This is a genomic window from Achromobacter sp. UBA2119, from assembly GCF_002331005.1.
In the GTDB taxonomy this organism is placed as follows: domain Bacteria; phylum Pseudomonadota; class Gammaproteobacteria; order Burkholderiales; family Burkholderiaceae_B; genus Achromobacter; species Achromobacter animicus.
Map to the genome: position 1 here is coordinate 742,299 of NZ_DCYD01000009.1, position 14,205 is coordinate 756,503.

General features: G+C 62.1%; 10 protein-coding genes and 2 pseudogenes. 3 read left to right on the forward strand and 9 right to left on the reverse strand.

Going from position 1 to position 14,205, the window contains the following annotated elements:
* Positions 1–214 precede the first annotated feature (214 nt).
* Together B3098_RS08620 and B3098_RS08625 are read left to right on the forward strand one after the other, a co-directional pair.
* On the forward strand, positions 215–2,155 hold the full coding sequence (locus tag B3098_RS08620) for a tyrosine-type recombinase/integrase (protein WP_016445090.1): 1,941 nt from the start codon (positions 215–217) through the stop codon (positions 2,153–2,155).
* A gap of 243 nt (positions 2,156–2,398) precedes the next feature.
* Positions 2,399–2,743, forward strand: a pseudogene (locus B3098_RS08625) (LysR substrate-binding domain-containing protein); the annotation flags it as partial.
* 160 nt (positions 2,744–2,903) lie between these two features.
* Here the strand turns inward: B3098_RS08625 and B3098_RS08630 are convergent.
* The 6 genes and pseudogenes from B3098_RS08630 to B3098_RS08655 all read right to left on the reverse strand — a co-directional run bounded on the left by B3098_RS08630 (position 2,904) and on the right by B3098_RS08655 (position 11,322).
* Positions 2,904–6,023, reverse strand: a complete 3,120-nt coding sequence (locus B3098_RS08630; protein WP_016445091.1) for an efflux RND transporter permease subunit — start codon at positions 6,021–6,023, stop codon at positions 2,904–2,906.
* Positions 6,020–7,529 (reverse strand): annotated as a pseudogene (locus B3098_RS29105) (efflux RND transporter periplasmic adaptor subunit). Before B3098_RS29105 ends, B3098_RS08630 begins: the two are co-directional and overlap by 4 nt.
* A gap of 15 nt (positions 7,530–7,544) precedes the next feature.
* Positions 7,545–8,780: a TolC family protein gene (locus tag B3098_RS08640; RefSeq protein WP_013391831.1), complete on the reverse strand. Its 1,236-nt coding sequence runs from the start codon at positions 8,778–8,780 to the stop codon at positions 7,545–7,547.
* Between the two features lie 172 nt (positions 8,781–8,952).
* Positions 8,953–9,921: an IS5 family transposase gene (locus tag B3098_RS08645; protein WP_016445093.1), complete on the reverse strand. Its 969-nt coding sequence runs from the start codon at positions 9,919–9,921 to the stop codon at positions 8,953–8,955.
* A 161-nt stretch (positions 9,922–10,082) separates the two neighbouring features.
* Positions 10,083–10,394 carry a hypothetical protein gene (locus B3098_RS08650; protein WP_006226245.1) on the reverse strand — a complete coding sequence of 104 codons (312 nt, stop codon included), beginning with the start codon at positions 10,392–10,394 and terminating at the stop codon, positions 10,083–10,085.
* A gap of 286 nt (positions 10,395–10,680) precedes the next feature.
* Positions 10,681–11,322 carry a LysR substrate-binding domain-containing protein gene (locus tag B3098_RS08655; RefSeq protein ID WP_013391828.1) on the reverse strand — a complete coding sequence of 214 codons (642 nt, stop codon included), beginning with the start codon at positions 11,320–11,322 and terminating at the stop codon, positions 10,681–10,683.
* A gap of 107 nt (positions 11,323–11,429) precedes the next feature.
* Here B3098_RS08655 and B3098_RS08660 point away from each other — a divergent pair, with 107 nt between their 5' ends.
* Positions 11,430–11,735, forward strand: coding sequence for a helix-turn-helix domain-containing protein (locus tag B3098_RS08660; RefSeq protein WP_013391827.1), 306 nt, complete (start codon positions 11,430–11,432; stop codon positions 11,733–11,735).
* Between the two features lie 4 nt (positions 11,736–11,739).
* On the opposite strand, the gene B3098_RS08665 is transcribed toward B3098_RS08660, so the two are convergent.
* The 3 genes from B3098_RS08665 to copD all read right to left on the reverse strand — a co-directional run bounded on the left by B3098_RS08665 (position 11,740) and on the right by copD (position 14,201).
* Positions 11,740–12,630, reverse strand: a complete 891-nt coding sequence (locus tag B3098_RS08665; RefSeq protein ID WP_013391826.1) for a LysR family transcriptional regulator — start codon at positions 12,628–12,630, stop codon at positions 11,740–11,742.
* A 231-nt stretch (positions 12,631–12,861) separates the two neighbouring features.
* Positions 12,862–13,146, reverse strand: coding sequence for a CopK family periplasmic copper-binding protein (locus B3098_RS08670; RefSeq protein WP_003090336.1), 285 nt, complete (start codon positions 13,144–13,146; stop codon positions 12,862–12,864).
* Between the two features lie 128 nt (positions 13,147–13,274).
* The gene (gene copD, locus B3098_RS08675; RefSeq protein WP_016445094.1) at positions 13,275–14,201 is read right to left on the reverse strand and encodes a copper homeostasis membrane protein CopD; all 927 of its coding nucleotides are present in this window, start codon (positions 14,199–14,201) and stop codon (positions 13,275–13,277) included.
* Between the last annotated feature and the right edge of the window lie 4 nt (positions 14,202–14,205).

Here is a 14,205-nt window from a genome sequence, read left to right on the forward strand (position 1 = left end):
GGACTTCCACTGACGTCTGTAAGTCGTTGAAAAGAGGAGCTTCGGCTCCTTTTTTCATTCCAGCGAAAGCCACGGAAATCCACTGACAGCCAGCGTTTTTGAGGCCAAAAACAAGGCCAAAGAATGCGGGTGGTGCCGGTTCCGGGTTGTTGCTGGGGTTGGATCGGGATGACAAGCAGCATCGGGCCTAAGTCCAAGACTTAGGAGCTTGATGATGACACTCTCTGATCTGACCGTGCGGCAAGCCAAGGCCGCCGAGAAAACGTACAGCATCCCCGACACCGATGGCCTCGGCCTGGTGGTCGCCCCCACCGGCGGCAAGTCGTGGCATTTGCGCTATTACTGGCTCGGCAAGCAAAAGCGCATCTCCCTGGGGAACTACCCCGAGATCGGTTTGCGCGAAGCGCGCACCTTGCGCGACGAAGCCCGGGCGCTTCTGGCAAAGGGCATCAACCCCCATACCGATCGCAAACAGAAGCGACACGCGGTCAAGCTTGCGGCCGACTACACCTTCAAGGCCGTCTTCGATGCGTGGGTCGAGCATCGCCGCAAGGAAATCAAGGAGGGCAGGAACAGCACGCTGTCGCAGATCCTGCGGATCTTCAACAAGGACGTGCTGCCCAGCCTCAAGCAGATGTCGATCTACGACATTCGCCGGCCCCAACTCCTGGGCGTCCTGGCGAGGATCGAGGAGCGCAAGGCGTTCACCACTGCCGAGAAGGTCCGCACCTGGCTGGGGCAGTTGTTCCGCTATGCCCTCGTCATCGTGGAGGGGCTGGAAGCCAATCCGGCCTCCGACCTGGACGTGGTGGCCGAGCCCAAGCCCCCGGTGAACCACAACCCCTACCTGCATCTTCGGGAGCTTCCCGAGTTCCTGCACAAGCTCAGGCTCTACAACCCTCGTGGTTGGCAGACCCAACTCGGCATCCGGCTGCTGTTCCTGACCGGCGTGCGTACCGGCGAGCTGCGGCTGGCGACCCCGGACCAGTTCGATCTCGACCGTGGCCTGTGGATCATCCCGCCGCAGATTGTCAAACAACTCCAGGACGAGATGCGCAAGGCCGGCAAGCGCCCGCAGGACGTTCCGCCCTACATCGTGCCGTTGTCCGTGCAGGCCATCGAGATCGTGCGCTACCTGTTGGGTGTGATGAAGCCGGCCCAGGTCCATCTGCTCACGCACCGCAGCGAACTCAAGAAGCGCATCAGCGAGAACACCCTCAACGCGGCCTTGAAACGAATGGGCTACGAGGATCAACTGACCGGGCACGGCATCCGCGGAACCATCTCGACGGCGCTCAACGAGATCGGCTATCCCAAGATTTGGGTGGACGCGCAGCTTTCGCACTCGGACCCGAACAAGGTGAGTTCGGCCTACAACCACGCCAAGTATGTTGAGCCGCGCCGTCGGATGATGCAGGACTGGGCGGATCGCCTCGACTTACTCGAACAGGGCCAGGTCGAAGCGGCCAGCGCCCACCTCACCATCCATATCGAGGGCGTGCCAGCCATCGCAGGGGAGGACAACCCCGACGCCATCGTTGCAGGCACTTCTGCGGCTTCGGCTCCGCCCGTGGTGGTCACCCCCATTGTCGTGACGCCAAACGACGCGGGAATCACCTTCCAGCGGCTGTCGCAGGTGCCACCGCCCCCGACGCGTGCGCCGGCGCCGGCGCCGGAAGTATCCGCCATCCAGCGCGAGCGCGAGGAAATGCTCGCCATCTACGAATCGCCGAGCAGTTTGCCGGTTCCGCTGTTCGGTAAGCTGGCCGGAAAGTCCAAGGACCAGATAAACCGCGAGCTGAAGGCGGGCAAACTGCTGTCCATCAGCTTGGGCAATCGCGGGCAACGTGTGCCCGACTGGCAACTGGTGCCGCTCAAGCACAAACTGGCCCAGGTGCTCATGAACCAGTGTCCGCACGCGGATTCGTGGGACTTGTACCGGATGCTGACCCGCGTACACCCGGATCTGGGTGATCGCGCGGCCATCGACATCGTGACACCCGGAAATTTGGGCATGGTCGTGCGGGTCATCGCGGGCACCCAGCAGCAGCCAAACAGGCCCGGACCTGATTCGTCTGCGCAAGGTATTCCAGAGGAGATTCGCCAGCGCATTCAACGGTTGCTAAATGATGCGGCAATGCTCGAAAGTGCCTGACGCTGGCCGACGGCCAAAGATGGATGCTTTGGCCGTCGGAAGTGAGCTACAGGATGCGGGCCTTTGCAGTCCGCAGCGCATACGGCGCGGCGCGATGAGGCGTGCGGCCATCCTGAAGGCCATAGCCTTCTGAGCGCCTACAACCGGACTGAGTCAGCCCCTACGTCGTCCCAGAATGTAGTGGTCGTATTAGTGAGCGCGCCGCAGTAATTACCGAGAAGTAATGGGGTAAGGCATCGGGACTGCATCACTGGTCCTCGGGGACGGCAGAGACCCACTTGGTTGCTCCGCGTATCGGACCAGCGCGTACGTCGGCAGGAAATCTATCCGCGCCATGAATTCAGTGATGGTGAAGCAATGTTGGCGGCGGGTCTGGCCGGCTGCGGCATCATGCAGATGCCGACATGGCTGGTGGCCGAAGATATACGGCAGGGGCGCTTGATCCCCTTGCTGCCGGACTGGGCAGGTGGTGAGATGCCTATCCATGCAGTGTGGCCGCAATCGCGTTACCTGCAGCCCAAGGTTCGGGCTGTCATAGAAATGCTGACGATTCTGTCTGAACGGCCGGGGTCAGGTTTTGTTCCCTGATATGGCTCGTCACTGCCAAGCGGTTAGTCGTGCCTCCGCGCCTTCGGCCAGTTCTTACGCCGGCTAAAGCGCATGTGTCGAATGGTTATTCGCTCGGGTGCCGATAGGCCGCACCGGAAACGGCAGGGCCTTGGTTATGAGACCCTGCCGCGTTGCAACGTTAGCGCGGCTTACGCATCAGCATGTAGGCAGCCGGAATCACGAAGAGCGACAGCAACGGAGCGGTCACCATCCCTCCAAGCATCGGGGCTGCGATGCGGCTCATGACCTCCGAGCCCGTACCGCTGCTCCAGACAATGGGTACCAGGCCCGCCAGGATGACGGCGACGGTCATCGCCTTGGGCCGCACGCGCAGCACGGCACCCTCCCGGATCGCATCGAGCAGTTCTTCTCGCGTCGGGTCGCGTCCATCGGGGCAACGTTCCGCCAAGGCCTGCTTCAGATAGATGAGCATCACCACGCCGAACTCCGCCGCCACACCTGCCAGCGCGATGAATCCCACGCCGGTGGCGATGGACAGGTTGTAGTTCAGCAGGTACAGGAACCAGATGCCCCCCGTGAGCGCGAAGGGCAAGGTCGCCATGATCAAGCCCGCTTCGTCCACACGCGCGAAGGTCAGGTACAACAGAACGAAGATGATCAACAGGGTGGCAGGCACCACAACCTTCAGGCGTGCATTGGCCCGCTCCATGTATTCGAACTGCCCGGAGTAGGTGATGCTCACACCCGGCTCCAGCTTGACCTGCTGCCCGATGGCATCGCGCAGTTCGTTGGCCACCGAGGCTAGATCACGGCCGCGCACATCGACATAGACCCAACCGGAGGGCCGTGCGTTCTCGCTCTTGAGCATGGGCGGCCCATCGGTGATCGCGATGCGTGCCACGGTCCCCAACGTGATCTGCTGACCCATCGGCGTGAAGATGGGTAGTTCTGCCAGCCGTTGTGGTGAATCACGCCATTCTCGCGCGTAGCGCAGATTGATCGGAAAGCGGGCAAGCCCCTCGACCGTTTCCGAGACGTTTTCGCCACCCACCGCGCCGGCGATGACGGCCTGGACATCGGCGATGTTCAGGCCGTAGCGACCGGCGGCTACGCGGTCGATCTGAACATCCACGTAGCGCCCGCCCGTCAAGCGCTCCGCGAGGGATGACGTCACGCCGGGAATGCCCTTGGCGACCTGCTCGACCTCTGCAGCGATGCGATCGATCACGCCCAGGTCGTTGCCGGTCACCTTCACCCCGATCGGGCTCTTGATGCCGGTAGCCAGCATGTCGATGCGATTGCGGATAGGGGGAATCCAGATATTGGACAGGCCCGGGATCTTCACGGCACGATCCAGCTCTTCCACGAGCTTCTCGGGCGTCATGCCTGGACGCCATTGTTCCCTGGGCTTGAGCTTCACCGTGGTCTCGAACATCTCAAGGGGCGCCGGATCGGTCGCAGTTTCGGCCCGTCCTGCCTTGCCGAACACCTTGTCCACTTCAGGTACGGTCTTGATCATGCGGTTGCTCAGCTGCAGCAACTCCGTGGCGCGCTGCGCCGAGAGTCCCGGCAGGGCCGAGGGCATGTAGAGCAGGTCCCCTTCGTCCAACCTCGGCAGAAACTCACCGCCGAGCCGCGCCAAGGGCCAGGCCGTGGTCGCCAAGGCCAGCACGGCGATCAGCAGCGTCGCCTTAGGCCGGCGCAGTACCCACTCCAGTGCTGGCCGGTAGGCTGCAATCAGGATGCGGGTGATGGGGTTCTTCTGCTCATCCGGGATACGCCCGCGAATCCAGTAGCCCATGAGTACGGGAATCAGCGTCACTGACAGCCCTGCGGCCGCGGCCATCGCGTAGGTCTTGGTGAACGCCAGCGGGCCGAACAGCCGGCCTTCCTGCGCTTCTAGGGTGAAGACCGGGATGAACGAGAGCGTGATGATGAGCAGCGAGAAGAAGAGCGCAGGACCGACTTCCTCTGCGGCCTGTGTGATCACGTCCCACCGTTCCTTGCCCTGCAGTCGTTGATCCGGGTGCGCGTGCTGCCAAGCCTCCAGCTTCTTGTGGGCGTTCTCGATCATCACCACCGCTGCATCCACCATCGCCCCCACGGCGATGGCAATCCCCCCCAGCGACATGATGTTGGCGTTGATGCCCTGGTAGCGCATGACCAGGAACGCCGTCATCACGCCCAGAGGTAGCGAGATGATGGCCACCAGCGCAGAACGAAGATGCCAAAGGAACAGTGCGCAGACCAGCGCCACCACCAGAAACTCTTCGCCCAGCTTGGTCGTGAGATTGCGAATGGCCCGCTCGATCAGCGCGCTGCGGTCGTAGCTGGTGACGATCTCGACGCCCGGCGGCAGGCTGCCCTGCAGCTCCGCGAGCTTGGCCTTGACGGCAGCGATCGTCTCCTGGGCATTCTTGCCGGAGCGCAGCACCACCACGCCGCCGGCGACCTCGCCTTCTCCGTCGAGTTCGGCAATGCCACGCCGCATCTCCGGGCCTATCTGGAGCGTCGCCACATCCCCCAGCCGCACCGGCACACCGCCGCGTGCCGTCAAGGGGATCTCCCGGAACTCGTCCAGGGTCTTGAGGTATCCGCTCGCGCGGACCATGTACTCCGCGCCTGACAATTCCAGGACGGAGCCGCCGGTCTCCTGGTTGGCCCCCATCAGGGCATCGCGGACTTGAGCCTGACTGAGGCCATAGGACGCCAACTTGATCGGGTCGAGCACGACCTGGTACTGCTTGACCATGCCCCCCACCGATGCCACTTCGGCCACGTTGGGCAGGCTCTTGAGTTCGAACTTCAGGAACCAGTCCTGCAACGCACGCAGTTGCGCCAGATCGTTCTTGCCCGTGCGATCCACGAGCGCGTACTGGAAGATCCAGCCGACGCCTGTGGCGTCCGGACCCAGGGCCGGCTTCGCCGTGGCGGGCAATCGGCCCTGGACCTGGTTCAGGTATTCCAGTACCCGTGAGCGGGCCCAGTACAGGTCGGTTCCGTCCTCGAACAAGACATAGACGAACGAGTCGCCAAAGAACGAGAAGCCGCGCACGGTCTTGGCCCCTGGCACCGACAGCATGGTGGTGGCCAACGGGTAGGTGACCTGGTTCTCGACGATCTGCGGCGCCTGTCCTGGGTAGTTGGTGCGAATGATGACCTGCACGTCTGACAAGTCCGGCAGCGCATCCACGGGCGTGCTGCGAACGCCCCACACGCCCCATGCCGTGAGCATGGCGGTGGCCAGCAGCACCAGGAAGCGATTGGCCACCGACCATCGAATCAGTTTGGCGATCATGGCTGCACCTTTTCGATGGCGGTGATCACGTAGTCCTCACCTTGCTTGGAGAAGGTGAATCGCACCTGCTGCCGAACCGAAAGACCCGCGGCGAGCTGCGGGCTGCTCAGCTTGAAGCCCATGGTCATGGCCGGCCATTGGAGGGCTGGCACGGCCTCGTGCGCCAGCGTCAGCTCGGTGGGCGACATCTCCTCGATCACGCCGCGCACCACGAAAGCGTTGGTGGCCGCGGCCGGTGGCGACGAGGTGCCGTGCCCGTTGTGCGGCGATGCAGGCGCGGACGCCGCGGCACCTGCAGGCAGCACGCCCCGCAGGCTGGCTTCCGAATCGATCAGGAACTGCGCCGAGGCCACCACCTGCTGTCCCGCCGCGAGCCCGCCGTTGACCACCAGTTGATCGCCTACCTCCGCGCCCACCTGGACCTCCACGGGATGGAACTTGCCGGGTCCATCGACCACATAGGCCAGTGCGCGCTTGCCGGTGCGGATGACCGCCTCGCTGGGAACAAGCAGCGCGGGCTGTTCGTTGCCTTTGAGCGCGATCTGGCCGGACATGCCGGCCTTCAGGCGCTGGCCGGGATTGGCCATTTCAAGCCGCACTCGCACCGTACGGGTGTCGCGGTTGGCTTCGGGCAGGATGCTCACGATGCGCCTGGAGCACTTCACCGGGAAACGCCGCCAGCCGGACCTGCGCCGTTTGGCCGACCTGCAATGGCCCGCTTTGTGCTTCGGGGACAGCCGCTTCGATCCACACCGTGGCCAAGCCATTCACCCGGGCCAGGCTTTCCCCGGCGGAAACCGTCATGCCCTGACGCACCATCAGTTCGGCCACCAAGCCGCCTTGAGGTGTTGTGACCGTGTACAGCCCCTTGGGCTCGCCTGTGCGCTCCACCTGGGCGATCAGGGCTTGCGGCATGCCGAGCAGCAGCAGCCGTTGGCGGGCAGCTGCGGTCAACGGTGCGTCGCCCATCGCGCGAACCGAGAGAAACTCGCGCTGTGCGGCGATCCACTCCGGCAGCAATAGGTCAGGCAGCGGTGCCCCTGCTGCGATCACGTCGCCCGCAGCCCGTGCGTAGACACGCTCGACGAAGCCAGCGGTCCGCGCCTGCACGATGCTGACGTCGCGGTCGTTGAGCAGCACGGTGCCCACGACGTTCACATCTGCGCCGATCTTGCCTTGCACGACTTCGGTTGTACGCAGGCCCAGGGCTTGCACCGCTTGCGCCGACACGCTCAGGCCCGTGCTGTCCTGAGTGTCTTCATCTGCGTACTTCGGCATCAACGCCATGTCCATGTAGGGCGATTTGCCGGGCTTGTCGAACTTCTGGGCCGGCACCATCGGGTCGTACCAATACAGCACCTTGCGCTCGGTCGGAGCACTTGCAATGGTGGCAGCGGGGGAGCCGCTGAGGTGGCCGGCGCGCCATTGGGCGACGCTCCATCCAACGGCAATACCGGCAGCAATCAGCGTCAAGCCGGCAAGGATGTTTCTCGAAGAGGTGTTCATGGCGAGGGTCTCCACTCAGTCCGCGATCAGGCTGTTCAGTCGGGCGACGAGGCTGTCGCGCTGCGCTCCGAGGTCGATCAGACGCATGCGCGTCTCCAGTACCTGGGCGCGTGCACTGAGCACAGCGCTCAGGTCCCCCTTGGCGGATCGGTAGTTGCTCAACGCAAGCGCCGCTCGGTTCCGTACCAGCTGCAAGCCTGCGGTCTGCAGGCGGTCGATCTGGCTGTTCAACGCTTGGAGTTCGGCGGCGCTGTCGTCCAGCTCCTGCAAATGACGCCGCGCCACGTCTTCGCGTTCGGCGTCCAGACGCTCCAACTCGTGCCGTTTTGCCTCGATCATGGGCACTTGGCGTCGATCCTTCTGCCATGGCAGATCGAATGTCACCTGGAATGACACCATGTCGCCCCATCGGCGATCCCGCCGGCTATAGGCAATCTCCCAGGCCCAATCGCCGCGGGTCTCTGATTGGGCTTCGCGGGACTCGGCCCGGGCCATGCTTTGCATCGCCGGATAGAGTTCAAGCTCCGCGTGATTCGCCAGTTCTGTGCGCAGTTGCGCGACGGGGTGAGTGAGCGGGCCTGGATCGCCTTGCAGTGCTTCGTCGGCCCTGGAGCCCACCCAGCGCCGCAATGCGGCCCTGGCCTTGGCCCGGTCCCGCTGTAGATCGTCACGGCGGTCCGTGAGTGTCAGCGCCTCCTGTTGCGCGACCAACAGGTCGCCAGTCTGGGCCGTGCCGCCGGCGACGCGAGCGGGGAGACTGTCTTGCAGGCGCTGGTTCTCCGCGAGCAGTTCCGTCAGCAGTATCTCCCGTTGCTCCACCGCCTGCGCGGCGATCCACGCCAGGCTGAGTTCCTGGCGGATCTGCAATCGCTGCAAAACCAGCGCCGCGCGCTCTCGATCCACACGCGCCTGCGCACTGGCGACCTGGGCGTCGCGCTTGGCCCTGTTGGGCACTTCCTGCATGAGCGCCAGGCGCTGCATCGTCATGGATTCGCGCGTCATGCTCCAGCGATCCATGCCGCTGATGGGATAGTTTTCGATGCCGAGCGAGAGCTTGGGGTCGGGCAGCGAGCCTGCTGCCTTCTGCACGGATTCGGCGACGTTGACCTGCAACTGCTGCGCGCTTATGCGCGGGCTCTGCTGCTCCGCGATAAGGCGTGCCTCAGCAAAATCGAGGGCGTAGGCCACAGGCGAAACAAGCGCACTGCCTGCCAACGCGATGCTGATAGCTTTCAGACGATGCAATCGCATCGAGGCCGGCGTTGTGCCTCGGCCGTACGCTGACGGGCGCCCCTCGGGAAGGTCTGATCAAAGCGCTCTGATGCTTGGATTTCAGCGTCAAGGCGCCAAGTCGACCTCGATATGATGGATTTTGCGCCGTTTCTGACGCTTTTCGACGGCTTTCCCCGTCCAACAGACGGATTTACCCCGTCGGCAGCAACAGACGTCGCCGCGCCATCCACAGATTCGACAGCGCGAACAGCGTCAACACCTGCGCCGTGTTCTTCGCCAACCCGCGATAGCGCACCTTGGTGTAACCGAACTGCCGCTTCACCACTCGGAACGGATGCTCCACCTTCGCCCGCAGGCTGGCCTTGAAGTGCTCCCAGCGTTCGGCGTATTTGCGATCACGCTTGTTCTTCATCGCACGAAGCTTCGACGGCTTCTCCGCGATCCAGAACGCAGCCTCCACGCCTTGCAGCTCCTCGCGCTTGTCCGCGCCCGTGTAGCCGCTGTCGCCGCAGATTGTGTCTTCCTTGCCGTGCAGCAGCTTGTGCACCTGCGTCACGTCGTTGACGTTCGCCGCCGTGCACTCCACGTGGTGCACCAGGCCCGACTCCTCGTCCACGCCAATGTGCGCCTTCATCCCGAAGTGCCACTGGTTGCCCTTCTTCGTCTGGTGCATCTCCGGATCGCGCTTGCCGTCCCTGTTCTTGGTCGAACTCGGCGCCGCGATGATCGTGGCGTCCACGATCGTGCCGGCCTTCAAGCTCTGGCCCTTGCGCGCCAGGTGCGCGTTCACGCGCTCCAGGAGCTGCGGCGCCAGATCATGCGTCTCCAGCAGCCGGCGGAAGCTGAAGATCGTGGTCTCGTCCGGAATGTTGTCCAGCCCGCTGAGGCGGGCGAAGCGGCGCATCACCGCCGTGTCGTACAGCGCCTCTTCCATGGCCGGGTCACTGAGCGCGTACCACTGCTGCAGGAAGTGGATGCGCAGCATCGTCGCCAGCGCGTACGGCTGCCGGCCACGCTGGCCCATCTTCGGGTAGTGCGGTGCGATCAGCGCCAGCAATGCGTTCCACGGCACAACCTGCTCCATCTCCGCCAGGAAGATCTCGCGTCGCGTCTTCTTCCGCTTGCCCGTGTGTTCCGCGTCCCCGAAGCTCAGCTGCATCGTCGTCATCCGTCGAACCTTGCGCTATTGTCGCCGAGGAATTGTTCAGAGCATCCCTCGGGGGCGCCAAAAAAGGGAGTAAACATGGTTGTCCTCGGAATTGGTGTTCACGAAATCACGTGGTCTGCCGCATCGGTGCGCGGCGAGCACGGACACATAAATCAATTCCGCAGGACTTGGAACGTGAGGTAGATCGGCGGAAAGCCCGCGCGGGGATTGGGAGGAATGTAGGTAACGTGCCGCCTGAGGGCTACCCGGTCGAGAACCAACCCGGGCAGCGAGTTGGCGAGCCACATCACGTGCGCCGCGAGAAACTGAATGTCCAGCCCCTGCCATGAAAGCGCCGACTCCCGATCGCCACTGCAATGAGCGTGGCACAACTGTGGCGCTTCGCTGTCCATGGAATCAGGCATGCCGGTGCAATCCGACATTGGCAACTTGTCAGCCTGCTGCATCGAGATCGTGGCACGCATTTGCGTGGTTTCCACAGATGCCCTCGGGTCTGGCTTGGGACAGACGTACATCGCCATCGCAACCTGCGAGAAAAGCAAGGTTACGACTAGGCCGCTGGTAATCCAGCGGCTCCATCTTGCGAGAAGGCGCCTTAAGCCGATCATGTGGACATACTATTGGAAGTTGTGGGGAGTTGAATTGATCAAGGTCAGTTTCCAGGATGAATTGATGCGTCTGGACGGCGCCTTGGCCCGAACCGGCATCCACTGCAAATCCACCGGCAAGGGCGGGCACCGCACGTGGCTGTCATGCTTTACGCGCCTCGGCAACTCGCAAGGCTCTAAGCTCAAATCGATCAGCTACAAGATTCGTCTGTCCCGAGAGTCGCTGCAGGTGCGTAATGACCTCGTAGGGGCCATCGGCTATTGGACGCGTGCAGATTCCGCACTGGCTAGCGGTTTCGATGCGTGATCGCGAAGAAATCCCTACGCCATATCCAGCTGCGACCCAGAGCAACAACATCTCAAAAGAACTGACATGCTGGACATTCGGCCTTTCCGTTGATGACATGGAGGACAGGTACTGGTCCAGCGAAGGAGAATATTCGGCCTTCCATCGAAACACGGAGTGCTCCTTAAGTTCGTCTATTCTGATTGACTGCTGCCGGAGCAGTGGGTATCCCAGCGGCGTGGCAAGAGCTGTCGCCTCAAACCAAAGAGAAAGACTCTTCAGCGAAGAATCGCTCACCTGCTTCAGAGAAAGGCCGACGTCGAAGCGCCGTTTGTAGAGGCCTGTAATGAGATCGCTCGTCGTAACCTCATTAAATTCCATAAAAACTTCGGGCTCCTCCGCGCGCTGCAGGGCAAGCAATGCAGCTAGGTTCGAAGAGGCCACACCAGGCGCTATGGCGAGCCTGAGCTGTGGGCGTGGGCTGGTGGCGTCGTGCATGAGAGGCCCCAAGAAGCGATAAGACAAGGATGGAAAGTCTTCATGATAGCTAGTTTGAGTTAAACTTAACGTGGTTAAATTGTCGGGACTGTTCGACGCTTCCAAGGATGGAGAAGCGAACTGTCCGACGAGGCCGTCCCCCAGGCACTACCACTTTCGACGCCGAGCCAGCGTTGGCATTCGGAGCGGCCGTTCGTGTCGCCCGCCTGACGCAAGGTATTGCTCAGGAAGAACTGGCTGCGAAAGCAGGGATCGAGCGATCGCACATGGGCAAAATAGAGCGTGGGGAGCACATGCCCACTCTCGCTCTGATCTTAAGAATCGCCGCCGGACTCAAGCTTAGTGCTGCGGAACTCGTCAGCGCAGCCGAACGCAATCTTCGTGCTGCGGCGCACGATTCAGATGGGCATTGACGCTTTAGTCATCCGGAGGTCCTCGCAGACGTTCCATGAAGCGATCCAGCGAAACCGATGAGTTGCTGCTTTCTGGCCGAAGCAGATAGGTTGTGATTACCGCCGTGTCCTGCGCCAGAGGGCGAATCACCACGTCCGGCCTCTGGCTGATGGGAATCTTGGTCGCTGTCATGAAACCAATCCCATAGCCTGCGCCGACCAGCGTTAGCATCATGTCCAGCGACGACACTTCTTCGACAACGTTGAGCCTGTGTTCCAGAACCTGTAGCAGCCGATTTAGTTCTCGGCAGTAGCCTTCGCAGGCCAGTTTGTCGCACAGAACCAGTGGGTGACCCTGAAGTTCGTTGAGCGGAACTTGCTTGTGCGCAAGAAGCGAGTGCCGCGCTGGCACGGCGATCACAATCGGGTCTCGCCAGATCGGTTCAGCCACGATGCCTTCGCCAACATCCGCCGCGTGTGCAAATCCGATCGTGAAGTCGCCAGACCGTAGGCCCCGTATCTGCTCGGTCAGCGGTACCTCGGAGAGACGTATCTCGACCTCGGGCTCTTCCGCGCGGCAACGAGCTAGGAACGCCGATAGTCGTGGGTCCATCGCACCATCGGAAATTGCAATGCGCAGGCTGCCCCTCAGGCCCGCGGCAATGGCTCTGGCATTCTCACGCGCTTGCTCCAGGACAGTGAAGAGTCGGCGGGTGTCCTGCAAGAATGCCGCCCCCGCCACGGTCAGCCGTGTACCCCTGCGGTCGCGGTCAAACAGCGTGACCCCAAGCTCATCTTCCAATTCCTTGATCGCGCGAGACAAGGGGGGTTGCTCTATATGCAGCCTCTCGGCCGCCCGCGTGAAATGCAACTCCTCTGCCAAGACGACAAAGCATCGTAGATGACGCAACTCCATAAATCGGGCTCCTCGCAGGTTCTCATTCGCGCAAGATGTCCCGTGGACGAATCACGGTGGATGTGGAGGCTGGATCCATTCCAGGGAAGTTGATGCGCTTGACATCGCAAAAACTGGCATCTTGAGCGCTCGTGGTTGCTCGTGACGCGTCCCAATCGCGCGCGCCCAATCGGGGCGCGCGTCTCTGTCACACTGTGCAGAAGCTTTGAAAAGCACCGCACACCCGCGGCGTCATCCGCCGTGCTCTTTTTGTAGCAGCGAGCCGAGGCGAGCGACTTCATTGCTGGTGATCGCGATGTTGCGCCCATCCTTCGTCGACACCGAAGCCCCGACATTGAGATAGACGGCGCGCCCGAAGCGGCTTTCCTGTGCCATCTTTCCGTCCTTGAAGATGTACAGCGTTCCCCCGTCAGCCAAGGGAACCATCTCCTTGGCTGCTTGGGCTGCTGCATGACCGGCGAAGGCTGGCACGGAGAGAGCGCTCAACAGGGCGGCAATGACAATTTGCGATTTCATGATCGACTCCTTTGTAAAAACGACGACAACTTGCGCCGCGTCGTTAAATGTAGAAGCAGGCGGTCTACAGAGGGCTTACCCGTGCATTACATTCAATTCATGCGCTGTCATCTGCCGCCCATGAAGGATTAGGTTCCAGTGGGAGACAAGATGCCAAGCCATGCAACGCTCGCCAGAACCAAAACGGCCAAGGTTGCCTCCGTGAACAGACTCTGCCTAAGCTTGATGACTGCCTGTGCGCGATTGCCTGCCTTCAAAGCTGCCTCCAGGCTCGGGCTCAACCGATACCGATTGGCAGCAGCCAACGCCAGCATGCCTGCGAAAAGCAGGAGCTTTACCATCAGCAGCCGGCCATACAGCGTCGAGATGAGCGGATCAAACGATGGTCCGGCGATCAACAGGTAATTGAGAGTTCCACTCACGACGAGTGCAGCCACGATCGCTGTACCTATGCGAGCAAAGCCATTCGACGTCCGACTGAGGACCGCTACCGGGTCTTGCGCGACATCCCGCTTGTGGGATGCCAGCATCAAGAACGCCAACAATGCGCCCACCCAAGCGCCCGCTGCCCAGAGGTGGGTGATATCCGACGCAAGATGGATGTAGCCGCGAACGCCGTCGTCCATGGCGCCGTGGCCTGCCCACGCAAGGGTCGCCAGCGCCACGCCGGTGGAGAGCGCCATCACTGCAAATCGCAAGGTAGCGTTCAATTTCAACATTGCGACGAGCACACACACCAACAGCGCGAGGATGCGAATGCACCAGGCGATGCCCATGTGCGTGCCCGTAATGAGCATGTCGAAAACGTGCGTTGACAGCTCCGCGTAGCTTTGGGCGCCGGACATGGCCTTGGCCATGACCGTCATGCCCCACATCGACAGGGCAATGCCGATGGCAGCGGATGCGCCAATGAGGACGCGATAGCGGCGCGAGATCGTCGAGGATCGCTCGTCGTTGCCCAAAGCATAGAGTCCGAACATGGCGACGCCAAACGCCGCCGCCAGGTCCAGATAAAGCGCCAGGCGCAGGACGATGGTCAACCAATCCCCGGCCATGGGC

Bases quoted from the DNA above. Each gene is read 5' to 3' on its own strand.
- B3098_RS08665 (WP_013391826.1), bottom strand. From the start codon at position 12,630: ATGGAGTTGCGTCATCTACGATGCTTTGTCGTCTTGGCAGAGGAGTTG.
- B3098_RS08655 (WP_013391828.1), bottom strand. From the start codon at position 11,322: ATGCACGACGCCACCAGCCCACGCCCACAGCTCAGGCTCGCCATAGCG.
- copD (WP_016445094.1), bottom strand. From the start codon at position 14,201: ATGGCCGGGGATTGGTTGACCATCGTCCTGCGCCTGGCGCTTTATCTG.
- B3098_RS08670 (WP_003090336.1), bottom strand. From the start codon at position 13,146: ATGAAATCGCAAATTGTCATTGCCGCCCTGTTGAGCGCTCTCTCCGTG.
- B3098_RS08620 (WP_016445090.1), top strand. From the start codon at position 215: ATGACACTCTCTGATCTGACCGTGCGGCAAGCCAAGGCCGCCGAGAAA.
- B3098_RS08645 (WP_016445093.1), bottom strand. From the start codon at position 9,921: ATGCAGCTGAGCTTCGGGGACGCGGAACACACGGGCAAGCGGAAGAAG.
- B3098_RS08630 (WP_016445091.1), bottom strand. From the start codon at position 6,023: ATGATCGCCAAACTGATTCGATGGTCGGTGGCCAATCGCTTCCTGGTG.
- B3098_RS08660 (WP_013391827.1), top strand. From the start codon at position 11,430: ATGGAGAAGCGAACTGTCCGACGAGGCCGTCCCCCAGGCACTACCACT.
- B3098_RS08640 (WP_013391831.1), bottom strand. From the start codon at position 8,780: ATGCGATTGCATCGTCTGAAAGCTATCAGCATCGCGTTGGCAGGCAGT.
- B3098_RS08650 (WP_006226245.1), bottom strand. From the start codon at position 10,394: ATGCGTGCCACGATCTCGATGCAGCAGGCTGACAAGTTGCCAATGTCG.